Origin of the sequence: Zymomonas mobilis, assembly GCF_006715975.1 — a bacterium.
Classification (GTDB): Bacteria; Pseudomonadota; Alphaproteobacteria; order Sphingomonadales; family Sphingomonadaceae; genus Zymomonas; species Zymomonas mobilis_B.
In genome coordinates, this window is sequence record NZ_VFOF01000001.1 from 306,769 (window position 1) to 328,086 (window position 21,318).

Consider the following 21,318-nt stretch of genomic DNA (forward strand, 5'->3'; position numbering starts at 1 on the left):
TTATTCAGCCGCCATTACGGATTTATTTTCTTGGGCAATTTTGATGAAATTGCCAAGCATTTCATGTCCAAATTCGGTGGCAATGCTTTCTGGATGGAACTGTAAACCGTGGATGGGAAGCGTTTTATGCCGCAATCCCATAATGGTTCCGTCTTCATCCCATGCATTCACGATGAGATCGGCAGGGAAATCTTTTTTATCGACTACCAGTGAATGATAGCGCGTGGCAGTTAAAGGGGAGGGTAAAAACGCAAAAAGACCGCTATCATCGTGATGAATAGAAGACGTCTTACCATGCATTAAATTCTGTGCGCGGACGACTGAACCGCCAAAATATTGCCCAATGGCCTGATGACCCAAGCAAACACCGAGCAGAGGGCGTCTCTGGGTCGCACAAGCACCCACCAGATCAAGAGAAATGCCCGCTTCGTTAGGCGTTTTGGGCCCTGGTGAAATAACAAAGGCCTCGGCATTTGTTGCCATGGCTTCTTCGACAGTCAGGGCGTCATTCCGGACGACTTCTATCTCAGCCCCTAATTCTTGGAGGTAATGGACAATATTCCATGTGAAACTATCGTAATTATCAATGACAAGGATCATCTTATAAAGACTTTTTAAAACGGACTAACTTTTATCTTCTAGCACAGCTTTCCCATCCTAGGGATAGTTCTTCTATGGCTTTTCGGTGAAACAGAATAAGAAATATTTTTGATAAAAATATGAAGATGTTATTATAAAATTTATAGATATGAATTTTTAAAAAATATGACTTATTGTTAAAGTTAAAATGTAAAAAATAAACATCCAATATAGTTTATAGCTTTAGTCCAAATTAAATCTTATTTGTTGTCATTTTTTGTTTTTATCGTCGTTTTTTTCTTTTTAGTTTTTTGCAATTTTATAAATCATCTTTTTAGTATAATGACTATTGAAACTTTTATTTATTTTAAATGGTTTAAAAAAGGTCAATTGGGTATTTGAGAAAGGTTTTTAAATTCTGAAATTCTAACTTTTGAGCAGCGATATCGCTGCTGTGTTTTTTAAGTCGAAATGTGGATTTTGCGTCTCTCGGAAAAAGAAAAAATTTTGGCGGAAGTTTGTGGCTATATTTATATGTTAAAAAAAGCCTTTTTTAGATTTTTGCAATTAACAGATGTAAATTTTTATAAATTTATTCAATTAGACCTTAATTTTAGTGATTTTCTTGATATATTTGTTTTTCTGGTTAGTGATCTATAGTTGTTTAAATGAAAACAATTATTACCAAATGTGTAACATTGTAATTTAAAAATATAACAATATTTTATTGTAAATTTGATACAGAGTATGTTGCCACTACTTCCTTTTATGAATATAAAATAACAAAATTTTAAGAAGCCGAAGAAAGTTAATAAAAATTTTATAAAATTTTAATACTGAGTCTATTCGTAAGGGTATCATCCCTTTGGGTGGCGGCTATTCTGGTTGGTATCTTTAAATTCGAATTTCAGTAAAGAAAAATTAAAAAATGTCGTTTGAATAAACTAACGCCTTTCCTGCTCCTTTGAAAAAACGGTGAATTTATGGGTATTTCAAATTTAATAAAAAATTTGAAAGTTTCTACCAAAACATATCTTATTATGATCCTCCCCATTCTCTTGTTGATTATCGGGGGATTCGGATCACTTCGTGTACAGTGGAAATTTGCATCAATAGCTAAAGATTTGGGTGTCGCGCAGAGAGCCCGCGCTCAGTCTGTGAGTGATATTTCGCGTGCTACCGCAGATTATCGTTCGGCTGAAACACGTTTTGTTATGGTTCCCGATCCTCAGGCCATCCAAGCTGCCCGTCAGGAGATGACTGTTTATCGGGGGCGGATAGAAGACAACATCCATTCATTGGAGCAGAGCGAAGCGAGCCAGGATGTCTTCGATGCCACGCGCCGTTTTTTAGCAAACTGGCAAAATTATGTCGCTGTGAACAAGACAACACTTGATGCCGTTCAGCAGGGGCGGGCGAATGAAGGCCGCGATTTGTTTTGGAAAGAATTACCGGCTTTCGATCAGGCGACTTCTGCTCTTAGCAATTTGCAAAATGTCGAAAAACAGGTCAATAGCGCTAAAGTCGTGGATATGGAGCGTTCCTATAATTACGTTCGTATCTTGACCATTATCGTGACAATTTTGGCCGTTTTGATTTCCTTGTTGATTGCCAATATTGTTATCAAAGCAATCGTTCAACCGTTGGGTATTATTACAAATGCCTTGGGTGAATTGGCCGAAGGCAATATGGATGTGCATGTTGCCCTTGATCCGCGCGAAGATGAAATTGGCATCTTGCTTGATGCCTTGAAGATATTCCGTGACAAGATGCGGGATGCCGAAAAACAAAAACAGATGGAACTCGATTCTCTGTTTTCAGGCATTGGCGAGGCCTTGGACGGCTTGCGCCGCTATGATTTAACGACCCGTATTAAAGGTAATCTGACAGGATCCTTCTCTGAAATTCAGGAAAATTTCAATAATTCAATGAATTTCTTGGATCAGACGATGTCTCAGATCATCAAATCGGCTGAAAATATTCAAAATGGTGCGAGCGAAATTCGTCAAGCTTCTGATGACCTGTCACAGCGTACTGAACAACAGGCAGCCAGTCTGGAAGAAACTTCAGCAGCAATGGAAGAAATTTCCAGAACGGTTGATATGGCTGCAGTGGGTGCCAAGGAAGCCAAAAGTATCACCGATAGAGTCCAAAGTGAGGCCGAAAAAAGTGGCGATATTGTCCGCCGTGCTACAGAGGCTATGGGCAAGATCGAAAGCTCTTCTAATGAAATCGCCCAGATCATTAGCGTGATCGATGGTATCGCTTTCCAAACCAATCTGTTGGCTTTGAATGCAGGGGTTGAAGCTGCCCGTGCTGGTGATGCGGGTAAGGGATTTGCAGTTGTCGCATCCGAAGTTCGGGCTTTGGCACAACGGTCTGCTGAAGCGGCCAAGGATGTTAAAGAAAAAATTACAGCAAGCGCTGGTGAAGTTGATAGTGGCGTTGTCCTTGTTAACGAAGCCGGTCAGGCCTTAGAACGGATTGTTGGCCAGATTCATGAAGTCGGGCAGAAGGTGACTGAAGCCTCAACCATGGCTGAAGAACAAGCTGTTGGTCTGAAGCAAGTGAATACGGCTGTTTCCGAAATGGATGGCGTTACCCAGCAGAACGCCGCAATGGTAGAAGAATCTACCGCAGCAGCGCGTAATCTTGCGGCTGAAACTATGGGAATGATGGAACAGGTCGAGATGTTTAAGTTGAGCAATTCTCGGCAGTTCAATAACAATCCCGCAATGGCAGCTTCGCCCAGAAAAATAGCTAGCCGCCCGTCTACGCCTGCAAGAAGTGCTGCTAAGTCTTCTCCTGCTAAATCCTCATCAGCCGCTAAATCCAATCCGGCACCAAAGCCGATGGCGGATGATGATTGGTCAGAATTCTAAATTTAACCAGCTATTAAAAAATAGCTTTCTAAGCGGGTGGGTAATTTTTTACCTGCCCGTTTTTTTTTATATTTATTGTCTCTTTGCTTTTCCTGACTTCTGTGTTTTTATTCAAAAAAGGATATTTAGGTATAAAAACGGCATAGTTTATGCATTGTTAGTATATTATAGTTAAATTTTTTGTAGTTTTATTCGATATTGGGCTTTTCTTCTAAAAGAATTTACCCTGAATAAAATGACATTCCCGCAAAAGTTATGAATGTGGGGGAATTTATTTATGACACTGGCAAGGAACGGAAAAAATATGAATGATACCGTCACCTTAGAAATCAATGTCATCGACTCTTTTGAAGAATTTAGTCACTGTTTTACCGGCGAATGTCGGGTCGCCGTTTTACCGATCCTTTATAAAATAAGTCAGGTTTTGGTGGATAGTGCGGATTTTACGGCTTCTATTCCCGTAATCCTCGATACGATGCAAAATCACCTTAAAATGCAACGTGGCATTATTACCCTTTATGATCGCCATGTAGATACCATCTTTATTCATGATAGCTTTGGATTAAGCGAAGAAGAAAAAACGCGTGGCATTTATGCTGTCGGCGAGGGCGTTACCGGGAAAGTGGTCGAAAAAGGCAAAGCCATTGTTGCCAAGCGTTTGATCCAGAATCCTGATTTTTTGAACCGCACGCAAGCCTATCCCAAAAAAGGCCGATCAAAGGCGGCCTTTTTTAGTGTCCCCATTATTAGAGGACAAAAAGTATTAGGAACGATTGGAGCAGAGCGCGTTTATATCAATCCCCATCTTTTGCGGCAGGATCTTCAGCTTTTGGCGATGATTGCCGCTATGATGGCACCTGCTGTTGAACTTTATATGCTTGAAAATATTGAAAAAGTTCGGCTGGAGAATGAGAATCGGCGTCTTAAAAATACCCTGAAAGAACGGTTTAAACCTTCTAATATCATTGGTTGTTCCAAACCGATGCAGGATATCTATCAGCTGATCCATAAGGTTGCGGCAACAAAGGCCACGGTGCTTATTTTAGGAGAAAGCGGGGTCGGTAAGGAGCTAGTCGCGACGGCTATTCATTATAATAGTCCAAGTGCCGATGGCCCTTTTATTAAGGCCAACTGTGCCGCTTTTCCGGAGAGCTTGGCTGAAAGCGAGTTATTTGGTCATGAAAAAGGAGCTTTTACCGGGGCTATCGCAACCCATAAGGGCTTTTTTGAGCAGGCTGATGGCGGCACCATCTTTCTAGACGAAGTGGGCGAATTGAGCCTGAGTGTTCAGACGAAATTACTACGGGTGTTACAGGAACGCAGTTTTCAACGTGTCGGAGGCAATCGGCCTATAAAGATAGATGTCCGGATTATTGCGGCGACCAACCGTGATTTAGCCAAAATGGTAGAAGAAGGCAGCTTCCGAGAAGATTTATATTATCGGTTGAATGTGTTTCCGATGATGATCCCGCCTTTACGGGATAGAGGGAGTGACGTGATTACCTTGGCCGATCACTTTGTAAAAGTTTTTGCCGAAGAGAATGGTAAGAATATCAATCGGATATCAACGCCTGCCTTGAATATGTTGATGGGGTATCATTGGCCCGGAAATGTCCGCGAATTAGAAAATGTTATTGAACGCGCGGTAATACTTGCCGATGATAAAGCCATTCATAGCTATGATTTACCCCCATCCTTACAAACAGAAGAAAAAGAAATTGGCGTAGATCAAGTAGGTCAAATCACCTTGGAAGCCCGTATTCAGGCGATAGAAACTAAAATGATTATTGAAGCTTTGAAAAAACATAATGGTCATATGGGGGACGCAGCCAAAGAATTAGGGCTAACCCGCCGGATGTTAAGCGTCCGTATGGAAAAATACGATATTAGCTACAAAACCTTCCGTTCCAAATAAATTTGTGTTGAGGCAATATCCTCTAATTTCTCTTGCTGGATAAAATGAATGCGAAGCGCCTTTTTCTGGAAAGGCGCTTTGTCTCTTTTAAAGCGAAAAGGGATATCTTTTGAAATCAATGCTTTGGCTGTTTTGAAAAATATAATTCCCTTTAAAAAGTTTGATATTATAAAAATATGCATATTTGTGCATTATTTTTACGTTTTTACCGATATTGCATATTTAAAGACGGCTTATCTTTTCTCGCAATCTGGCTACGTGAATTTTTGGATTTTAATTTTTAGCTAAAAAAAGAAAAAAGCGGCATTTTGACGTTAAATTATAAAATTTTTAGAATTATAATTTAATATTAAGAATTTTTAATGCGTTTTTAAATTTTTATTCCTCATTTTTGATGCGCCATTCAAAACTGGTACGGCTGTTGCATTGTCCTTGTTCGTAAAGGCAGTTTGGGAACTTCACCATTTTTCCGGTTCCTCTGCCTCTCGCAATCAAGGGAGTTTTCAACAATGACGACCGCTACGGAAACACGTAAAGTTGCCATTTACGGCAAAGGTGGAATCGGGAAATCAACCACCACCCAGAATACCGCTGCTGCTCTGGCTTTCTTCCACGACAAAAAAGTTTTTATTCATGGTTGCGATCCGAAGGCGGATTCGACCCGTCTTATCTTGGGCGGTAAGCCACAGGAAACGGTGATGGATGCCTTGCGCGATCATGGATCTGAAAATGTGACTTTGGATAAAGTCATGAAAACAGGTTTCCACGATATCCGCTGTGTTGAATCCGGTGGCCCTGAGCCGGGCGTTGGTTGTGCTGGTCGTGGTGTTATTACCGCCATTGATCTGATGGAAAATAATGACGCCTATACCGAAGATCTGGATTTCATTTTTTTCGACGTTTTGGGTGACGTTGTTTGCGGTGGTTTCGCCATGCCTATTCGTGAAGGTAAGGCGCAGGAAGTTTATATCGTTGCTTCCGGTGAAATGATGGCCATTTATGCCGCGAACAACATCTGTAAGGGTCTGGTGAAATACGCCAAGCAAAGTGGTGTTCGGTTAGGTGGCATCATTTGCAACAGCCGTAATGTGGATGGTGAAAAAGAATTCTTAGAAGAATTCACGAATGCCATTGGCACCCAGATGATCCATTTTGTGCCTCGCGATAACATCGTTCAGAAAGCCGAATTTAACAAAAAAACGGTGACTGAATTCGATCCTGAACAGAATCAGGCTCTGGAATATAAAGAGCTGGGTCGCAAGATTCTTGAAAACAAAATGTTCGTCATTCCAAAACCAATGACCATGGATGAACTGGAAGCGATGGTCGTTAAATACGGTATTCTTGACTAAATATTGCTGAATATTGGCAATGTAAAATACCGTTATTTTAATAAAAATATTTTGGCTTCTGCAATAAGTAAAAGCTTCACCGAACGGAGAACAGATCATGCCATTACATGAGTTTGACTGCAGCAAGGTGATTCCCGAAAGAAAGCAACATGCCGTTGTTAAGGGTAGAGAAGAGGATTTAACCTCTTGCCTTCCCAAGGGATATCTCAATACCATTCCTGGATCGATTTCGGAGCGTGGCTGCGCTTATTGCGGAGCCAAGCATGTTATCGGTACGCCGATGAAAGATGTTATCCATATCAGCCATGGGCCGGTGGGTTGCACCTATGATACATGGCAAACCAAACGTTATCTTAGCGATAATAACAATTTCCAGCTGAAATATACTTTTGCTTCCGATGTGAAAGAAAAGCATATCGTTTTCGGCGCGGACAAGCTTCTTAAAAGCAATATTATCGATGCGTTTAAGGCTTTCCCAGATATCAAGCGCATGACGGTTTATCAGACCTGCGCGACGGCCTTGATCGGGGATGATATCGAGGCAATCTGTGATGATGTCATGGAAGAAATGCCGGATGTCGATATCTTCGTCTGTAATTCTCCGGGATTTGCGGGGCCAAGTCAGTCAGCTGGGCATCACAAGATCAATATCGCCTGGGTCAATAACAAGGTCGGCACAGTCGAACCCGAAATTACCAGCGATTATGTCATCAACTATGTGGGTGAATATAATATCCAGGGTGATCAGGAGATCATGCAGGATTATTTCAAACGCATGGGTATTCAGATCCTTTCAACCTTTACCGGCAATGGATCTTATGATGACCTGCGCGGTATGCATCGTGCCCATTTAAATGTTTTGGAATGTGCGCGTTCGGCTGAATATATCTGCGATGAATTGCGGGCACGCTATGGCATTCCCCGTATGGATATCGACGGTTTTGGCTTTAAGGCCTTGGCTGGTTCGTTGAAAAAAATTGGTTTGTTCTTTGGCATCGAAGACCGTGCTCAGGCGATCATTGATGAAGAAGTGGCCAGATGGCAGCCGGAACTTGACTGGTATAAAGAGCGCCTGAAAGGCAAGAAGCTGTGCCTGTGGCCAGGTGGTTCCAAGCTGTGGCATTGGGCGCATACGCTGGAAGAAGATCTCGGCATCAGAATCGTTTCTGTCTACACGAAATTCGGCCATCAGGGCGATATGGAAAAAGGCATTTCACGTTGTAGTGAAGGGGCTTTGGCAATTGATGATCCGAATGAGCTGGAAACGCTTGAGGTCATGGAAAAGCTGAAACCTGATCTTATCCTGACCGGTAAGCGTCCTGGTGAAGTCGCCAAAAAAGTGCGCGTTCCTTATCTGAACGCTCATGCCTATCACAATGGCCCTTATAAAGGTTTTGAAGGTTGGGTTCGTTTCGCCCGCGATATTTATAACGCGATCTATTCCCCGCTGCATCAATTGGCCTTTACCGACATCAGTAAAGACGATTTCGCGACAGATAAGGGTTTCATGACCCGTCGAATGATCTCGGACGTAGATTTGGATGACGAAGTCAAAAATAACACCGAGCTTCGTGAATATACAGGTGGTTTTGACAGCGTTTCGAAGCTTCACGACCGCGAATATCCCGAATTTGAATCTCAATCTGCCCCTGCTGCGGCCGAGTGACAGGAGAGAGAATGATGCAAGAAACAATTGAAAACAAAGTCGGCGATCTGCTTAGTTTTATCATGAAGAACAGCCTGTGGCAGTTCAATTCCCGTGGTTGGGATCGCCGCAAGCAGAGTGAGGGGGTTCTGACCAAGGTTTCCGAACTGCTTTGCGATGAACCTGTCTCGAAAGAGACGCCGGCTGATAAATGTTATTACGCCGAAGCCCAATGTGTCGTCGATGGTTTTAACAAGAATTTTCCTTGGCTGAAGGATTTGAGCAAGGACGAAATCAAAGCGCTGATCCACCAGTTACATGAGCGTTTGGATTATCAAACCATCGATGCTTCTTTGAATGCAGAACTGACCGTTAAAAACTATTAAAATGGGAAAAGCCTCATGAGCTGTCAATTAAAAGTTAAAGAGCGGGATGGCGTAATCAATCCTATTTTTACCTGCCAGCCTGCTGGTGCCCAGTTTGCCAGTATCGGTGTGAAAGATTGCATCGGTATCGTGCATGGCGGTCAGGGTTGTGTGATGTTCGTGCGTTTGCTGATTTCTCAGCATTTTAAAGAAAGCTTTGAAATTGCATCTTCGTCTGTCCATGAAGATGGTGCCGTCTTTGGAGCGACCAATCGGGTTGAAGAAGCCGTCGATGTGCTTTTATCCCGTTATCCTGACGTCAAAGTGATCCCGATTATCACGACTTGCTCGACGGAAATTATTGGTGATGACATTGATGGTGTTATCAACAAATTGGAAGATGAGCTGTTAGCTGAAAAATTTGCTGGTCGTGAAGTGCATTTGGTGCCGGTGCATACCCCGAGTTTCGTCGGGAGTATGATCAGTGGTTATGATGTGGCCGTCCTCGCTTTTGTGAAGAAATTTGCTAAAAAAAGCGAGCCGACAGACAAAATTAATGTGATTACCGGATGGGTCAATCCCGGGGACGTCACCGAAATCAAATCTATTTTGAAAGATATGGATATTGATGCCACGGTGTTGTTCGAAATTGAAAGTTTTGACGCACCGATCATGCCTACTGGTAACTCGGTCGGTCATGGCGAAACCACCATCCAAGATTTGCAAGGCACAGCCAATGCGAAGGGAACTATTGTTCTTAATCGTTATGAAGGGGGTAAAGCTGCGACTTTCCTTGAAAAGAAATTCAAGGTGCCGTCCGTCGTCAGCCAAACGCCCATCGGTATTCGGAACACCGACAGCTTCGTCCACAACCTGAAAGAAATGACAGGGAAGCCTATTCCGGAATCATTGGTTTATAAACGGGGTGTCGCTTTGGATGCGATTGCCGATATTAGCCATATGTTCCTTGCCGAAAAACGGGTCGCTATTTATGGCGCGCCGGATATGGTGATTGGCTTAGCTGAATTCTGTCTCGACCTTGAAATGAAACCGGTTCTTTTGCTGTTGGGTGATGACAATGGCGGTTATGCCAAAGATCCCCGCATCAAAGCGCTTCAGGAAAATGTCGATTACGACATGGAAATCGTCACCAATGCCGATTTCTGGGAGCTGGAAAACCGGATTAAGAATGAAGGCTTGGAGCTTGATCTGATTTTGGGTCACTCCAAAGGCCGCTTCATCTCCATGGAATATAATATTCCCATGGTGCGGGTTGGTTTCCCAACCTTCGATCGTGCCGGTCTCTATAATTATCCTATTGTCGGTTATGGTGGTGCCAAATGGTTGGCAGAGCAGATGGCAAATGCTCTCTTTACCGACATGGAATATAAGAAGAACAAGGAGTGGCTGCTTAACGTCTGGTAGATTCCTTTAAATTCGCGATATTGTCCGTTCGGCAAAGGTGTCAGGTTGTGATGACCTGATACCTTTACGCCCTAAAATGCTCTTTTTGATAAGAGGACATGATGAAAATAGCTGTCTATCTGAACGACAAAGATGAAGTGGCTACTTTTCGGGAAAAAGGCTCTGTCAGGTTATATGAATCTTCAGATGGAAGATGGCGAGCTGAAAAAGAAATTCCCTTTTCTCTGGTCGGTGTCACCACATTAGGGGGTATTCGACAAGCCTTATTAGACCTTGTGCCAAAGCTTGAAGATTGCACGACGTTTCTTTCCGGCGATATCAACGGCATTGCCTATGTTTTTTTACGGGATGAACTGGGATTTTCTATCTGGAAATCAGAAGGTTCGCTGGAAGAGCAAATCAATATTGTCGCGCAAAAAGAGAAAGAAGCGCGCGCGATTGCAAAATTGAAGGGTGACTGTTCAAAAGGTTGCTGTTCAACGGGAAAAAAGAAACATAGCGATGCGGAAAAAAGTGAATGTCCGCCCGATATGACGCCGTTTTTGGTAAAAACAAATGATAAGGGTGATTATACCCTGAGCCTGATTGAAGTGATGAAGCAGAATCCTTCGCTTAATTCGCGCGAAATATTGATTCCGATTATGGAAGATTTTCCTTTTAGAAAGTTAGAAATTCTTTGTGACCATCTGCCGAAATGGTTCACCCGAAAAACGGATGATCTCCATTTAAAAGCTGAAATCGAGACCTCTGAGCGGTTGGAAACGGGTGTAAAAGCTACGCTGATACATGCCCCAGCCTGAGTAAAAACTGACTGGTTCTGAATACGCTTTCGCATAACGCAAAAAGGACAGACGATGGCTCCCAGACAAAAGAAACCGGATATGCTGTATTTTGCCTATGGCGCGAATATGAATACAGAGCGGAATTGTCATAAGGCAAAAATTCTGACGGTCGCCCGATTACCAGATCATAAGTTATCTTTTTATGCGCATTCCGATATCTGGGATGGCGGTGCCGAAACTTTAATACCGGCGGCCGGAGAAGATTTATGGGGCATCGTTTATAAACTGGCAGCGATGGATTCTGATGTTTTAGATATTCGTCAAAATGCCAAGCAAGATGGCACGGGAAGCTATTTTCATACCCCTGAAGATGTGATGGGGATTGATGGTCAGATTTATTCTGTTCTGGTCTATAAAAAGGCGGCGTTAGGTAATGCGGAACAGCCCAGCGATGAGCAAATGGCTGATATTATTGCCAGTGCAGAAAAGCATGGCTTACCTAGCGAATATATTGACGGCCTTAAAGAAATTACGACGAAGAAAGCCCGCTATCCGGTTCCAATGAAGGGCAGCATGGAAGACTTTTTGAAAAACTTTGTTCCTTGTGAGTGCTGATTGACTTTAAGGAGCAGGTTTATGGCTATATCAGGCCGCCGAAATATTGCCCCGATGGCCTGAATATGAGTTATTTTACGAAGAGAGCGCCTCTAAAATATGGCAATCGGCTATCCTTCCGCCTTGGCAGGAATTGATCTGATGGCGAAGTTCTTTGGCTAGTTTGGTGAGATCCTGAATTTTATGTTCGACGGCTTCTAAATGGCTGTGTGCCAATCGATCGACCTCGTTACAATCCTGATCTTGCTTTTCCGTTAGCGCGAGAAGTTCACGGACATGATTTAAGGTGAAGCCCAATGATCGGCAGCGCCGAATGAACGTCAATCGCATCAAATGAGAGCGATTATAAAGGCGGTAATTCCCCTCTGTTCGAGGCGGTTCCGGCAAAAGACCGATGGATTCATAATAGCGAATAGTAACAATTTTAGTCTCGGTTTCTTTGGCCAGAGTACCAATGGTGAAATAATCCGCATTCATGGCTTGACCCTATAGTTACTATAGCCCCCATCTTAGTCGTCTTATCATTTGATTGCACGAGGATCATCATGGGTGTCAAATGCTGTGGTTGTGAGACGATTTCGCCGACAACAAAGAAGATTCCTGTCGGTTATAAGAGAGTCTTGTGGAGTGTTTTAATCATCAATGCCGCTATGTTTTTAGCAGAGATAGCGGCCGGTATTTTATCAGGATCGGCTTCTTTGCAAGGCGATGCGCTCGATTTTCTGGGCGATAGTTTTAATTATGCCATTAGTCTTTTGGTGATCGGGTATTCTTTACGAGCCCGTGCCAAAGCTGCGCTTGTAAAAGGCTTAACAATGGGACTTTTGGGGCTATGGGTAATTGTTATTACCCTGTGGCATATTATCAGTGGGACTCTGCCAGAAGCCCAAACAATGGGTATGGTCGGCGGCATAGCGCTTATCGCGAATGTGGTCTCATTTTTGTTATTATGGCGCTTTAGATCCGGCGATGCCAATATGCACTCTGCGTGGATTTGTTCTCGCAATGATGTGATTGGCAACTTCGCCGTTCTTTTGGCCGCTTTGGGGGTATTTAATATTGCCAAAGGTTGGCCTGATTATGCGGTGGCGGCCATTATGGCTATTCTTGCTTTGCAAGGGGCATGGATCAGTATTCGGATGGCTTTGGGTGAGTTACGATCACTGGCAAAGGCATAAAATTTAGCGGTTATTTTTTGAGCCAGCCACGAGAGCGATACCAGATGGCGGTTTCATTGAGGCCTTCTTCAAGGACAATTTGCGGCTGCCAAAGCGAGGGCTGTGGCCGTAATGTGGGATTGATCACCCAGTCGGGATGGCAAAAATAGCGAACACGGTCTTGTGTCAGACGTGCTTTTTTACCGCGCAGCCAAATTTCAGCATGTGAAGCAAAAGATAATAGCTTTTTGGGAAGGTGAACCACTCGCACGGATGGCCGACCGACTGCATGCCCCAAGACTTGGGCAAATTCATTTTGGCTCCAGCCTTCTGGATGACCATCATCGACTTCGTAAAGTTGATGGCAGCTTGGCGCGCCAATTTTTGGATCCGCTAAGGTAAGAAGAAGGCGCGATAAGTCATCGGCAGCGATAACAGACAACCGCCCTGCGGGAGGCATAAGCATTATCCCTCTTACCGCCATTCTGAACATTTCCAGCATTTCCTGATCGCCTGATCCATAGACGGCAGGAGGGCGGATAATTGTCCAATCGAGGCCAGAGGCTCTTACTTTTTCTTCTGATTGGGCTTTTGACCAGCCATAATCAGAAAGCTCGGATTCTCTTGCAGCTAAAGAAGAAACATGAATGAAGCGAGTGACACCGGCGTCTTTCGCGACTTCTAAAAGTTTTTCTGTCCCGGTGAGATTAATACGGGCAAAGGCTGCTCTGTCATCGGCCTTGATCGCGCCTGCCATATGGATAACTGCCTGACAGGAAGAAACCAGTCTTTTGAGGCTGTCTTCATCTTCAAGGCTACCTCTAATCCATTCGACCCCCGGCCTTGCCGGTTGTGGTCGTCGGGTTAAAGCCTTGATGCCAATACCGCGTCCAGCCGTATTATTGAAGACGTGGCCACCAATGAAGCCGGTTCCCCCCGTCAAGGCAATTTTCATAGCATAACCATATGGTTGCGGTGGATAAGAGCGGTACGAGCCTCATACCCCAAAATTTCCATAATCTCTTGTGACCGCTTGCCAGTGATTTTGGCAGAATCGTCGCTATCATATTCAATCAGCCCGCGGGCGATCAGATTATGATCTTGATCTAGAATATCGACCACATCACCACGGTTGAATTTGCCTTCTATTGAGCAAACACCGGCCGGAAGCAGGCTATTCCCGTCGTTGAGAGCATCGACTGCCCCTTGGTCGATATAAACCTGCCCATGGGCGGTTAACCGTCCGGCGAGCCATGTTTTATGAGCAGAAGCACTCTCGTCAGCTGTAAACAAGGTGCCTGCGCCATCATTTAAAAACATGGTCAAAGGGGAAGGGCGCTTACCTGTGGTAATGGCCAGATTAACACCGGAATAAGTCGCGATACGCGCGGCCTCTACCTTGGAAGCCATACCGCCAGATCCCATCCCAGAAGCGGAATCGCTGCTGGCCATGGCTTCTGTGTCGTTATCAATATGTTCGACCTTATCAATCCGTTTGGCGTTGGGATCCTTCATCGGATTGGCCGTATAAAGGCCATCAACGTCAGAAAACAGAATAACGCCCGAAGCGTGACTGGCTTGTCCAATACGAGCGGCTAAACGGTCATTATCGCCGAAACGAATTTCTGCGGTTGCAATCGAATCATTCTCATTGATAACAGGCACAACACCCAGTGAAAGAAGGCGGTCGAGCGTGGCTGACACATTCAGGTAACGGCGGCGATCTTCAAGATCATCCAAGGTAAGCAGGATTTGAGAAGAATCGAGACTGCAAGCGCCCAATAATTCTGCCCAGCATTGGCTTAGCACAATTTGCCCGACAGAAGCCGAAGCCTGCGCATCTTCTAAAGACGCGCGGCCGCCCCGAGGCAGATTGAGCCGCCTTGCACCAAGCGCAATAGCACCGGAAGAAACAACAATGATTTGCTGTCCCGCTTGATGGAGCTTGGCGATGTCATAGGCAACCGTTTGCAACCAATCACGTCGCACTTGACCCCGCTTATCAACAAGCAGAGATGATCCGATTTTTATAACTAATCGCGGACAGTTTCCTGGCCGGAAAACCGCCCCGTTATTGTCAGCAGAGAGATTTTCTCCACTGATTATTTGGCAGGCGGATAAATCAGGGCGTGACTGTAGCGTTAGATCGGCGACCATATCTTCTCCGTTTGAGCAGTGCTCTCTTGCGCTTTTTCCGTAGCGCGACCGGTCATTGTAACAAGCTGGTCAAGGATAGGGTCCAGACCTTCACCGGTAGCACCTGATAAAAGCATGGGTTTTTGTCCGCTTGCTTCTTCTAATGCTTTCGCTAGCTCGGCGCAGGTTTCTTCATCGACGCTGTCTATTTTATTCAGCGCCAAGATTTGCTGTTTTTCTTCTAAATCGGCACCGTATAAAACGAGTTCGTTTTGCACTTCCTGCCATGCCGCGACGGGATCTTCGCCAGAGGCATCCACAAGATGCAGCAAAATACGACAGCGTTCGATATGTCCCAAGAAACGGTCACCAATACCGACACCTTCCGAAGCCCCTTCGATAAGGCCGGGAATATCGGCCAGAACAAATTCCTGACCATGGCGACGCACCACACCTAATTGAGGGTGAAGGGTCGTGAAGGGATAATTACCGATTTTAGGGTTGGCGTTGGTTGAAGCCTTGAGAAAAGTTGACTTTCCGGCATTTGGCAAACCGACCAGACCGACATCGGCTATTAATTTTAGCCTTAGCCATACCCAAGCTTCTTGTGCTGGCCATCCGGGGCCATGTTGACGCGGGGCGCGGTTGGTTGAGCTTTTATAGCTGGCATTACCGCGGCCACCATCGCCACCTTTCAGGAAAACGACTCTTTCGCCGACTTTCGTGAAATCATGGAGAATTTCTTCTTTGTCTTCGGACAGGATTTGCGTTCCGACTGGCAATTGGATGACCAAGTCCTTTGCGCCAGCGCCGGTTTTATTTGTGCCGGCGCCGCTGGCACCACGAGGAGCGCGAAAATGCTGGGTGTAGCGGAAGTCGATCAGCGTATTGAGGCCAGGAATGGCTTCAAAAACAATGTCGCCGCCTTTGCCCCCATTTCCCCCATCGGGGCCGCCATATTCAATGTATTTTTCATGGCGAAAAGAGACCGCACCGGGGCCACCGGCGCCAGAACGCAGATAAATTTTGGCCTGATCGAGAAATTGCATGGTGAGACAGACTATAAAGAAAACAGGGCTTGTTTGAAAGCCTGATGATAGCAGAGGATATCATTTCATAAAATAATATCCCCGTTATCATATTACGCCGCTAGTGTCGCGATTCTGTTTAAAATAGTCTGTAATTTATTATGAGAAGAAGACATCTGAGACGAGGATAATACCCTGACGCGTTCTTCCTTGATAAAATTTTCAGGTAAGAAGGATACCGAATTATTAGCGGCACCCCATGCGGCTGTCGGAGGGTTTTTCTGTTTTTCAGAAAAGCCCAATTTTGTTAACAGCTTTTCTGCGGCTTCATCTTCGTGATCATAAGCCGCCGTCAGCATGGGAAGACGCAATGCGTTATCGGCAAAATGAAGCATCATTTTGCTGGCTTCTGTTGCGAAGCCATTGCCCCGAAAAGCAGGTGCAATCCAGCAAAAGAAATGGGCTTCGGTGCCCGCCAGTGCCGTGATGCCGATCAGGCGGGGTTCTTTCCCGCTTCTTAAAAAGACACCCGAATGCGGGCGCGTGATATCGGTTTCACGGATAAGCCGAGAAGCATTATCCCGTAAGTAACGGGTTACATCATTATCGGAAGAGTCGGGCGATCCGCTGCGTGAAGAGGCAGTTTCCAGCAGATCGAGTAAAACACTAAGGTCATCTGACCACAGCGGCCTCAAAAATAAACGTGCGCTATAAGCGAACATCGGTTTAAGCTCCTTGATCGCCCCCCATTCATAGCTGCCGTTAAAGACAGTATCATGACAAAAGACGAAATAAACGAGCGACTAACCGACCAAAAAAAAGAGCGGCCTTGGGTAAGGCTGCTCCCCTTTAAAACTGTTATAAAACAGTAATAATCGGGTCGCCCTTCGACGGACGACCCAACGGATCATCCGTTATTCAGCTGCCAACGGCTGTGCGTCGACGCTGACATAGCTGCGTCCGAGTTTTCCTTTATGGAAAACCACACGGCCTTCAGCAATTGCAAATAAAGTATGGTCTTTGCCCATACCTACATTGCGGCCGGCGTAAACTCTGGTACCGCGCTGACGGATAATAATATTTCCGCCAATAACGCTTTCACCACCAAATTTTTTAACACCAAGGCGGCGACCAGCTGAATCGCGACCGTTACGCGACGAACCGCCTGCTTTCTTATGTGCCATTATGTAATCTCCCTAGAAAAGTCTGCTTACATTAAAGAGCAATGACTTTGCCGGTTAAAATTCTGAACATTCTGGCACTATTGGGTAAAATACGCATAGCGCCGGAAAAAGTTTCAGAAAAAATGAAATCCAATATTAAGCAGCGGCGTTACCGACTGATACAATCTTGAGGATTGTATGCTGCTGACGGTGGCCGTTACGGCGACGATAATTATGGCGGCGACGTTTTTTGAAGACTATGACTTTTTCCGCCTTAGCCTGAGCAATGATCTCAGCTGAAACCGTCAAACCTGTGACGGGCTTAAGATCAGCACCCTCACCAGCAAGCAGGACATCTTCAAGCGAAACTGTCGTTCCCGCCTCGCCGGCGATTTTTTCGACAACAATTTTGTCTCCAGCGGCGACGCGGTATTGCTTCCCGCCGGTGCGCACGATAGCGAACATGGCTTTTATCACTTCTTCAAAGGCATGAAATAAACAGATCCGACCACGCGCGGTCAACCCACACATGCCGGTTTAAGTGTGCTCTGCTAGTCTAAACTGAATAGTGAGTCAATATGTTGAATCGATTATTCGCCGAAAAAGGCCAGCTTTTAGCCTTATTCTTTCATTGTTGAGAGGCTTTTGCATCTGTTGGCGTATTGTCTGATCTATTGAAATTTATTTTTTCCAAGGGAAATATCGAGCGTTATCATAGTGATGACGATGCCCTTTATTTTTATCGGCAAGAAAAAGGCGTTGCCGTCAAAGCAACGCCCCAAAAGTAATTTTGTTCTTCTTATTCTGGAAAGAGAATTTCTGACAGGATTAGAATATCCATGAAATATTGCCTTTGATTCCACTTTCAGAATAGCGCGTGCCATATTGACCCGTATAGGAAACACCCAATTGTAAGCGTTGCTTGATTTGAGCCTGCAAGCCTGCGCTGACCATCGCGGAATTTTGTGCCAAAGGAACACCGGAAACATTAAAATCAGAACTGCCTGAAAGGAAATTCTGTCTTATTGAAGGCGTGATTGTTCCAAAGGCATGGCGATAACCGATAGTCGCATTCGGTGTCAGGACAGTAGTTTTTCCTAATGTCATGCGAGAAGCCAAGCGCGAACCGAAGGTCGCATAGGCCATATTAGTGCTTAACGCATGGCCGGAAAGTGCCGCCGCGCCGCCTTGTTCACGGAAAGCATTTGTGTGTTGGTTGATATAGGCCGCATTTCCGAAAGGTTCTACCATGACCCGACCGATGTCAAAGCGATAGCCGATATCGGCAAACGCCTGTGTCGTACCGCCATTATAGCGGCTGCTCTGTTGATCGGTAAAATCAGAATAAAGTACTTTTCGACGGGTGGCTAATCTGTCCCATGTATAAGTCGCCCCCATTCGTAACCCTAGGCGATCCCAATTGGTATTGGCGTAACCACCCAAGGTGACGTTGTTGCTATGCCCTGAAGAGGAGCGTTCGCCGACAGAAAAGCCGGAATGACCATAACCGACAAGCGCACCAATATGCCAACGAGGAATCAGGGAAGTTTCACCACCAAGGACAAAACCGCCGACAGAATTATTCATGCCTGCTGCGTTGGCTGTATGGCCGTTTTTGCTCCAATTTCCATAGGATTGCATCCATAGGGTTTGACCTTCATCGCTGTCACAGACTGCCCCAGAATTGTGATTGGAGGTTTTTGCTGTTGTTGCACCTGGAAGACAATCAGCCAACCGCATCCGGTTAATTGCCATATCCCGAATTTCTGTGGCGTTCTGGATAAGTGCCGTTCGGGCAGAGGCGTGGATTTCGCCGGATAAGCTGTTGAAGGCATTTCTGGCACCTGCAAAATTGAGCAAAGTTGCAGGTAAGGCCAGCGAAGAGGTTGGCGATAGACGATCAAGCGTTGAAGCGACATTTTGTTCGTTGCGGCTTTGAGCGGCCGAAGTAAAAGTGATCTGGCTTCGTTCAACTTCCAGAGAAACGACGTTTTGTTTATAGTCAACGCCGGTCGTCAGGAAGGGGTAGATCGCGCTGTCTCCCGTTAGGTTGCTTTTTACGGCACCGAACTGTCCCGATATGCCATCCGAAGCGGTTAGAATATCGTAATGTTGCCCTAATGCTGGGCGTCCGGTTTGCGCGGTTGCCAAGCTGACGAGAGTGGCGCCATTAATTTGCGCCGTGCCGTTGACCGTGATCATGCTGGCGGAAGTGCTGCCAACTTGGGTGAGGTAAGTGGCATCGCTGTCTAAGACTAAATTTTGCGAGACTGCCATATTGCCGCCGCCATTGGTCAAGACAGCCCCCGGAGTGACAATACCTTGTTTGACCGTCAATCCACCCGCGAAAAGGCCATTACCGCTGACAATACCGGTTGAATTAACCATGGCGGTTGTCTCGCCGTTATTTTCAAAACGGCCTGCATTTTCGACCACTGATTTGTCGATTTTGCCAGTTAGAATGAGTTCGGCATCCGAGGTAATGCCTGTCTTGCCACTATAGCTGTTATTGCCAGAGAAGGTTTCTCTTCCTCCGGCAATAATAATGCCGCCATGCGTTTGATCTGCCCCACCTGTCAGGATCGGAACGGGCACCATATCTGCACGGGTTGAGCCATCGGCATAATCATCACGGATGGAACCTGAAAAGACATCCTGTGCTTGGCTTAATAACAGGGTGTTGTCGCCCAATACGACCTGACCATTGCCGGAAAGAGAGCGGATAGTCTGCCCTGCATCGGAATGGGCGATATCAAAAGTTCCGTTCACATTCACAACTGAAGATTGAGCAATACTTCCGGGACCGCCGATGCCCAACCAGCCTTTGTCAGCGATATTGGTTGCGCCGGTATAGCTGTTGCTATTGGTTAAATAGGCTATGCCGCCGCTTTGAATATTAACGTCTTTTGAGCCCGATATTACTCCAGCCAAGCCAAGCGCGCCCATGTCGGAAGAGACATTAAGGCCATCAGAAAAATCGGCATCCGAGACATAAAAAGGCGTGTAGCCTGTCACGGCATTTTCGAGGTCATACATAACGGCATTGTGCAAAAAGAAAGACACGCCTTCGAGTGTGTAATTATCCGGCGTGTAGATGTTGCTGCCCAAGGTAAGGACGTTGGTTTGATCGCCTTGCGCGCCGTCTCCCGTTGTAATGGAGACGGTCTGAGCATTGGCTGTATTCCCTGTGATGCTTAGAGTATGTCCCGGATCAACATCATTACTGTAACCATCGCTGCCCGTTGCCCCCGCATTGGACGCTTGATCGAGTAAGTCATTTGAGCCGACGATAATCATCGGTGTGCCGGAATCCAGCAGGGTGGGCATGGCGCGGGTGCTTTGACCATTATCAAGCGCATATTTGAACATGCTGTCAAATTGGCGACCTGCATTAGCCCCCGACAGTGGGAAGCTGCCAATAACGCTCCGCCAAGGGACTTGTGTAAAAAATTGCGCTCTTAAGGCCGGAGTAAGCCCCACAATGAGGCAACTTGCGCCACAATTCCCTGGTGTTGTTGCCGTGCCGTTGGCTTCGACAATATAGCCGCTTTTGGTTAACTGACCCGGAACGCCACCATTGTCACCTGGGTAGATGAAATCTCCGGCACCCATGATGCCGTAAAAATGATTTTCATCTGGAGCCGCGCCGGCATCAAGTGATCTTTGCCATGATAAATCTTGATAATAGGCTTGGGACGGATCGAGCCCTGGCGTGTCGGGTGAAATTTGTTGCCCGATATCATCGGAGTTTATTCTATCCTCTGTGGCTATTGATGCCTGAATAACGGCCACGCCCAAGCCGCCAGAGGTATCGTAATCCGCAACTTTGTTGCCCGTTACACTATTATAGAATTGAATGTTGGAAGCCGTGGTATCTGATTGCAGATAGCCATAGGTTCCATCCCCATACATATAGCCATAAGGGCTGCTGATGGCGGTGCCTGTATTTTGAGGAAACCAGCTGGGCATGGTGCCGTTACTGTTCATGCCCACTGCGATATTAAAAGAATCCGACCCTGTATCGAAAAGATATTCTTTGGGATCCCCATTATTAACACCGGCATTGATGCCTAGGCGGGTAAAGGAAAAGCCGTCTTCTGCTTCGTTAATAATATCAAGCGGGATATCGGTTGCATGCAGTATGCTGGGATAAAAAACACAACTCGCCATAAAAAGACGGGTTATAACCCTTCTTAGATTTATCATATCCCCCCCCATTTTTTATAATTTAACAATACTACTTATAATGAAAAATATAATTTTACAATTTTTTA

The 21,318-nt window shown here is 45.5% G+C and carries 18 protein-coding genes; 9 read left to right on the top strand and 9 right to left on the bottom strand.

Going from position 1 to position 21,318, the window contains the following annotated elements; genetic code table 11:
- The gene (locus FBY58_RS01345; protein WP_141919140.1) at positions 1-600 is read right to left on the bottom strand and encodes an aminodeoxychorismate/anthranilate synthase component II; all 600 of its coding nucleotides are present in this window, start codon (positions 598-600) and stop codon (positions 1-3) included.
- A 962-nt stretch (positions 601-1,562) separates the two neighbouring features.
- Here FBY58_RS01345 and FBY58_RS01350 point away from each other — a divergent pair.
- The 8 genes from FBY58_RS01350 to FBY58_RS01385 all read left to right on the top strand — a co-directional run bounded on the left by FBY58_RS01350 (position 1,563) and on the right by FBY58_RS01385 (position 11,560).
- Positions 1,563-3,461: a methyl-accepting chemotaxis protein gene (locus FBY58_RS01350; protein WP_141919141.1), complete on the top strand. Its 1,899-nt coding sequence runs from the start codon at positions 1,563-1,565 to the stop codon at positions 3,459-3,461.
- Between the two features lie 304 nt (positions 3,462-3,765).
- A complete protein-coding gene (locus tag FBY58_RS01355) occupies positions 3,766-5,376 on the top strand; it encodes a sigma 54-interacting transcriptional regulator (protein WP_141919142.1) in 1,611 nt (536 codons plus the stop codon).
- A gap of 509 nt (positions 5,377-5,885) precedes the next feature.
- Positions 5,886-6,728 (top strand): nitrogenase iron protein, encoded by an 843-nt coding sequence (gene nifH, locus FBY58_RS01360; protein WP_141919143.1) that lies wholly within the window; start codon positions 5,886-5,888, stop codon positions 6,726-6,728.
- 97 nt (positions 6,729-6,825) lie between these two features.
- The gene (anfD, locus tag FBY58_RS01365) at positions 6,826-8,394 is read left to right on the top strand and encodes a nitrogenase iron-iron protein, alpha chain (protein WP_141919144.1); all 1,569 of its coding nucleotides are present in this window, start codon (positions 6,826-6,828) and stop codon (positions 8,392-8,394) included.
- Between the two features lie 11 nt (positions 8,395-8,405).
- Positions 8,406-8,759 carry a Fe-only nitrogenase subunit delta gene (gene anfG, locus FBY58_RS01370; RefSeq protein WP_260432009.1) on the top strand — a complete coding sequence of 118 codons (354 nt, stop codon included), beginning with the start codon at positions 8,406-8,408 and terminating at the stop codon, positions 8,757-8,759.
- A 15-nt stretch (positions 8,760-8,774) separates the two neighbouring features.
- Positions 8,775-10,163 carry a Fe-only nitrogenase subunit beta gene (gene anfK, locus FBY58_RS01375; protein ID WP_141919145.1) on the top strand — a complete coding sequence of 463 codons (1,389 nt, stop codon included), beginning with the start codon at positions 8,775-8,777 and terminating at the stop codon, positions 10,161-10,163.
- A gap of 98 nt (positions 10,164-10,261) precedes the next feature.
- The gene (gene anfO, locus FBY58_RS01380; protein WP_141919146.1) at positions 10,262-10,963 is read left to right on the top strand and encodes a Fe-only nitrogenase accessory protein AnfO; all 702 of its coding nucleotides are present in this window, start codon (positions 10,262-10,264) and stop codon (positions 10,961-10,963) included.
- Between the two features lie 54 nt (positions 10,964-11,017).
- Positions 11,018-11,560 carry a gamma-glutamylcyclotransferase family protein gene (locus FBY58_RS01385; RefSeq protein ID WP_141919147.1) on the top strand — a complete coding sequence of 181 codons (543 nt, stop codon included), beginning with the start codon at positions 11,018-11,020 and terminating at the stop codon, positions 11,558-11,560.
- Positions 11,561-11,635: 75 nt separating this feature from the next.
- Here FBY58_RS01385 and FBY58_RS01390 read toward each other — a convergent pair whose 3' ends face one another.
- Positions 11,636-12,037: a helix-turn-helix domain-containing protein gene (locus FBY58_RS01390; protein ID WP_141919148.1), complete on the bottom strand. Its 402-nt coding sequence runs from the start codon at positions 12,035-12,037 to the stop codon at positions 11,636-11,638.
- Positions 12,038-12,105: 68 nt separating this feature from the next.
- Here FBY58_RS01390 and FBY58_RS01395 point away from each other — a divergent pair, with 68 nt between their 5' ends.
- The gene (locus FBY58_RS01395; protein WP_185738164.1) at positions 12,106-12,738 is read left to right on the top strand and encodes a cation transporter; all 633 of its coding nucleotides are present in this window, start codon (positions 12,106-12,108) and stop codon (positions 12,736-12,738) included.
- 10 nt (positions 12,739-12,748) lie between these two features.
- Here the strand turns inward: FBY58_RS01395 and FBY58_RS01400 are convergent, their stop codons facing one another.
- The 7 genes from FBY58_RS01400 to FBY58_RS01430 all read right to left on the bottom strand — a co-directional run bounded on the left by FBY58_RS01400 (position 12,749) and on the right by FBY58_RS01430 (position 21,250).
- Positions 12,749-13,672: an SDR family oxidoreductase gene (locus FBY58_RS01400; protein WP_141919150.1), complete on the bottom strand. Its 924-nt coding sequence runs from the start codon at positions 13,670-13,672 to the stop codon at positions 12,749-12,751.
- Entirely contained in the window at positions 13,669-14,874 is a 1,206-nt protein-coding gene (gene proB, locus FBY58_RS01405; RefSeq protein ID WP_141919151.1) for a glutamate 5-kinase, read from the bottom strand. The genes FBY58_RS01400 and proB overlap by 4 nt, the downstream gene beginning before the upstream one ends.
- Positions 14,859-15,902: a GTPase ObgE gene (obgE, locus tag FBY58_RS01410; RefSeq protein WP_141919152.1), complete on the bottom strand. Its 1,044-nt coding sequence runs from the start codon at positions 15,900-15,902 to the stop codon at positions 14,859-14,861. The genes proB and obgE overlap by 16 nt, the downstream gene beginning before the upstream one ends.
- Positions 15,903-15,994: 92 nt before the next feature.
- Complete coding sequence (locus FBY58_RS01415) at positions 15,995-16,603, bottom strand: GNAT family N-acetyltransferase (RefSeq protein WP_141919153.1); 609 nt, start codon at positions 16,601-16,603, stop codon at positions 15,995-15,997.
- A gap of 192 nt (positions 16,604-16,795) precedes the next feature.
- A complete protein-coding gene (gene rpmA, locus FBY58_RS01420) occupies positions 16,796-17,065 on the bottom strand; it encodes a 50S ribosomal protein L27 (protein WP_141919154.1) in 270 nt (89 codons plus the stop codon).
- Between the two features lie 135 nt (positions 17,066-17,200).
- Entirely contained in the window at positions 17,201-17,509 is a 309-nt protein-coding gene (gene rplU, locus FBY58_RS01425; RefSeq protein ID WP_141920583.1) for a 50S ribosomal protein L21, read from the bottom strand.
- Between the two features lie 363 nt (positions 17,510-17,872).
- Positions 17,873-21,250, bottom strand: a complete 3,378-nt coding sequence (locus FBY58_RS01430) for an autotransporter domain-containing protein (protein ID WP_141919155.1) — start codon at positions 21,248-21,250, stop codon at positions 17,873-17,875.
- Positions 21,251-21,318: the final 68 nt, after the last annotated feature.

Coding starts and splice junctions, on each gene's coding strand:
- FBY58_RS01385 (WP_141919147.1), top strand. CDS start 11,018: ATGGCTCCCAGACAAAAGAAACCGGATATGCTGTATTTTGCCTATGGC.
- anfK (WP_141919145.1), top strand. CDS start 8,775: ATGAGCTGTCAATTAAAAGTTAAAGAGCGGGATGGCGTAATCAATCCT.
- FBY58_RS01345 (WP_141919140.1), bottom strand. CDS start 600: ATGATCCTTGTCATTGATAATTACGATAGTTTCACATGGAATATTGTC.
- FBY58_RS01430 (WP_141919155.1), bottom strand. CDS start 21,250: ATGATAAATCTAAGAAGGGTTATAACCCGTCTTTTTATGGCGAGTTGT.
- FBY58_RS01350 (WP_141919141.1), top strand. CDS start 1,563: ATGGGTATTTCAAATTTAATAAAAAATTTGAAAGTTTCTACCAAAACA.
- obgE (WP_141919152.1), bottom strand. CDS start 15,902: ATGCAATTTCTCGATCAGGCCAAAATTTATCTGCGTTCTGGCGCCGGT.
- rpmA (WP_141919154.1), bottom strand. CDS start 17,065: ATGGCACATAAGAAAGCAGGCGGTTCGTCGCGTAACGGTCGCGATTCA.
- FBY58_RS01355 (WP_141919142.1), top strand. CDS start 3,766: ATGAATGATACCGTCACCTTAGAAATCAATGTCATCGACTCTTTTGAA.
- rplU (WP_141920583.1), bottom strand. CDS start 17,509: ATGTTCGCTATCGTGCGCACCGGCGGGAAGCAATACCGCGTCGCCGCT.
- anfO (WP_141919146.1), top strand. CDS start 10,262: ATGATGAAAATAGCTGTCTATCTGAACGACAAAGATGAAGTGGCTACT.
- FBY58_RS01395 (WP_185738164.1), top strand. CDS start 12,106: ATGGGTGTCAAATGCTGTGGTTGTGAGACGATTTCGCCGACAACAAAG.
- proB (WP_141919151.1), bottom strand. CDS start 14,874: ATGGTCGCCGATCTAACGCTACAGTCACGCCCTGATTTATCCGCCTGC.
- FBY58_RS01390 (WP_141919148.1), bottom strand. CDS start 12,037: ATGAATGCGGATTATTTCACCATTGGTACTCTGGCCAAAGAAACCGAG.
- FBY58_RS01415 (WP_141919153.1), bottom strand. CDS start 16,603: ATGTTCGCTTATAGCGCACGTTTATTTTTGAGGCCGCTGTGGTCAGAT.
- nifH (WP_141919143.1), top strand. CDS start 5,886: ATGACGACCGCTACGGAAACACGTAAAGTTGCCATTTACGGCAAAGGT.
- anfD (WP_141919144.1), top strand. CDS start 6,826: ATGCCATTACATGAGTTTGACTGCAGCAAGGTGATTCCCGAAAGAAAG.
- FBY58_RS01400 (WP_141919150.1), bottom strand. CDS start 13,672: ATGAAAATTGCCTTGACGGGGGGAACCGGCTTCATTGGTGGCCACGTC.
- anfG (WP_260432009.1), top strand. CDS start 8,406: ATGATGCAAGAAACAATTGAAAACAAAGTCGGCGATCTGCTTAGTTTT.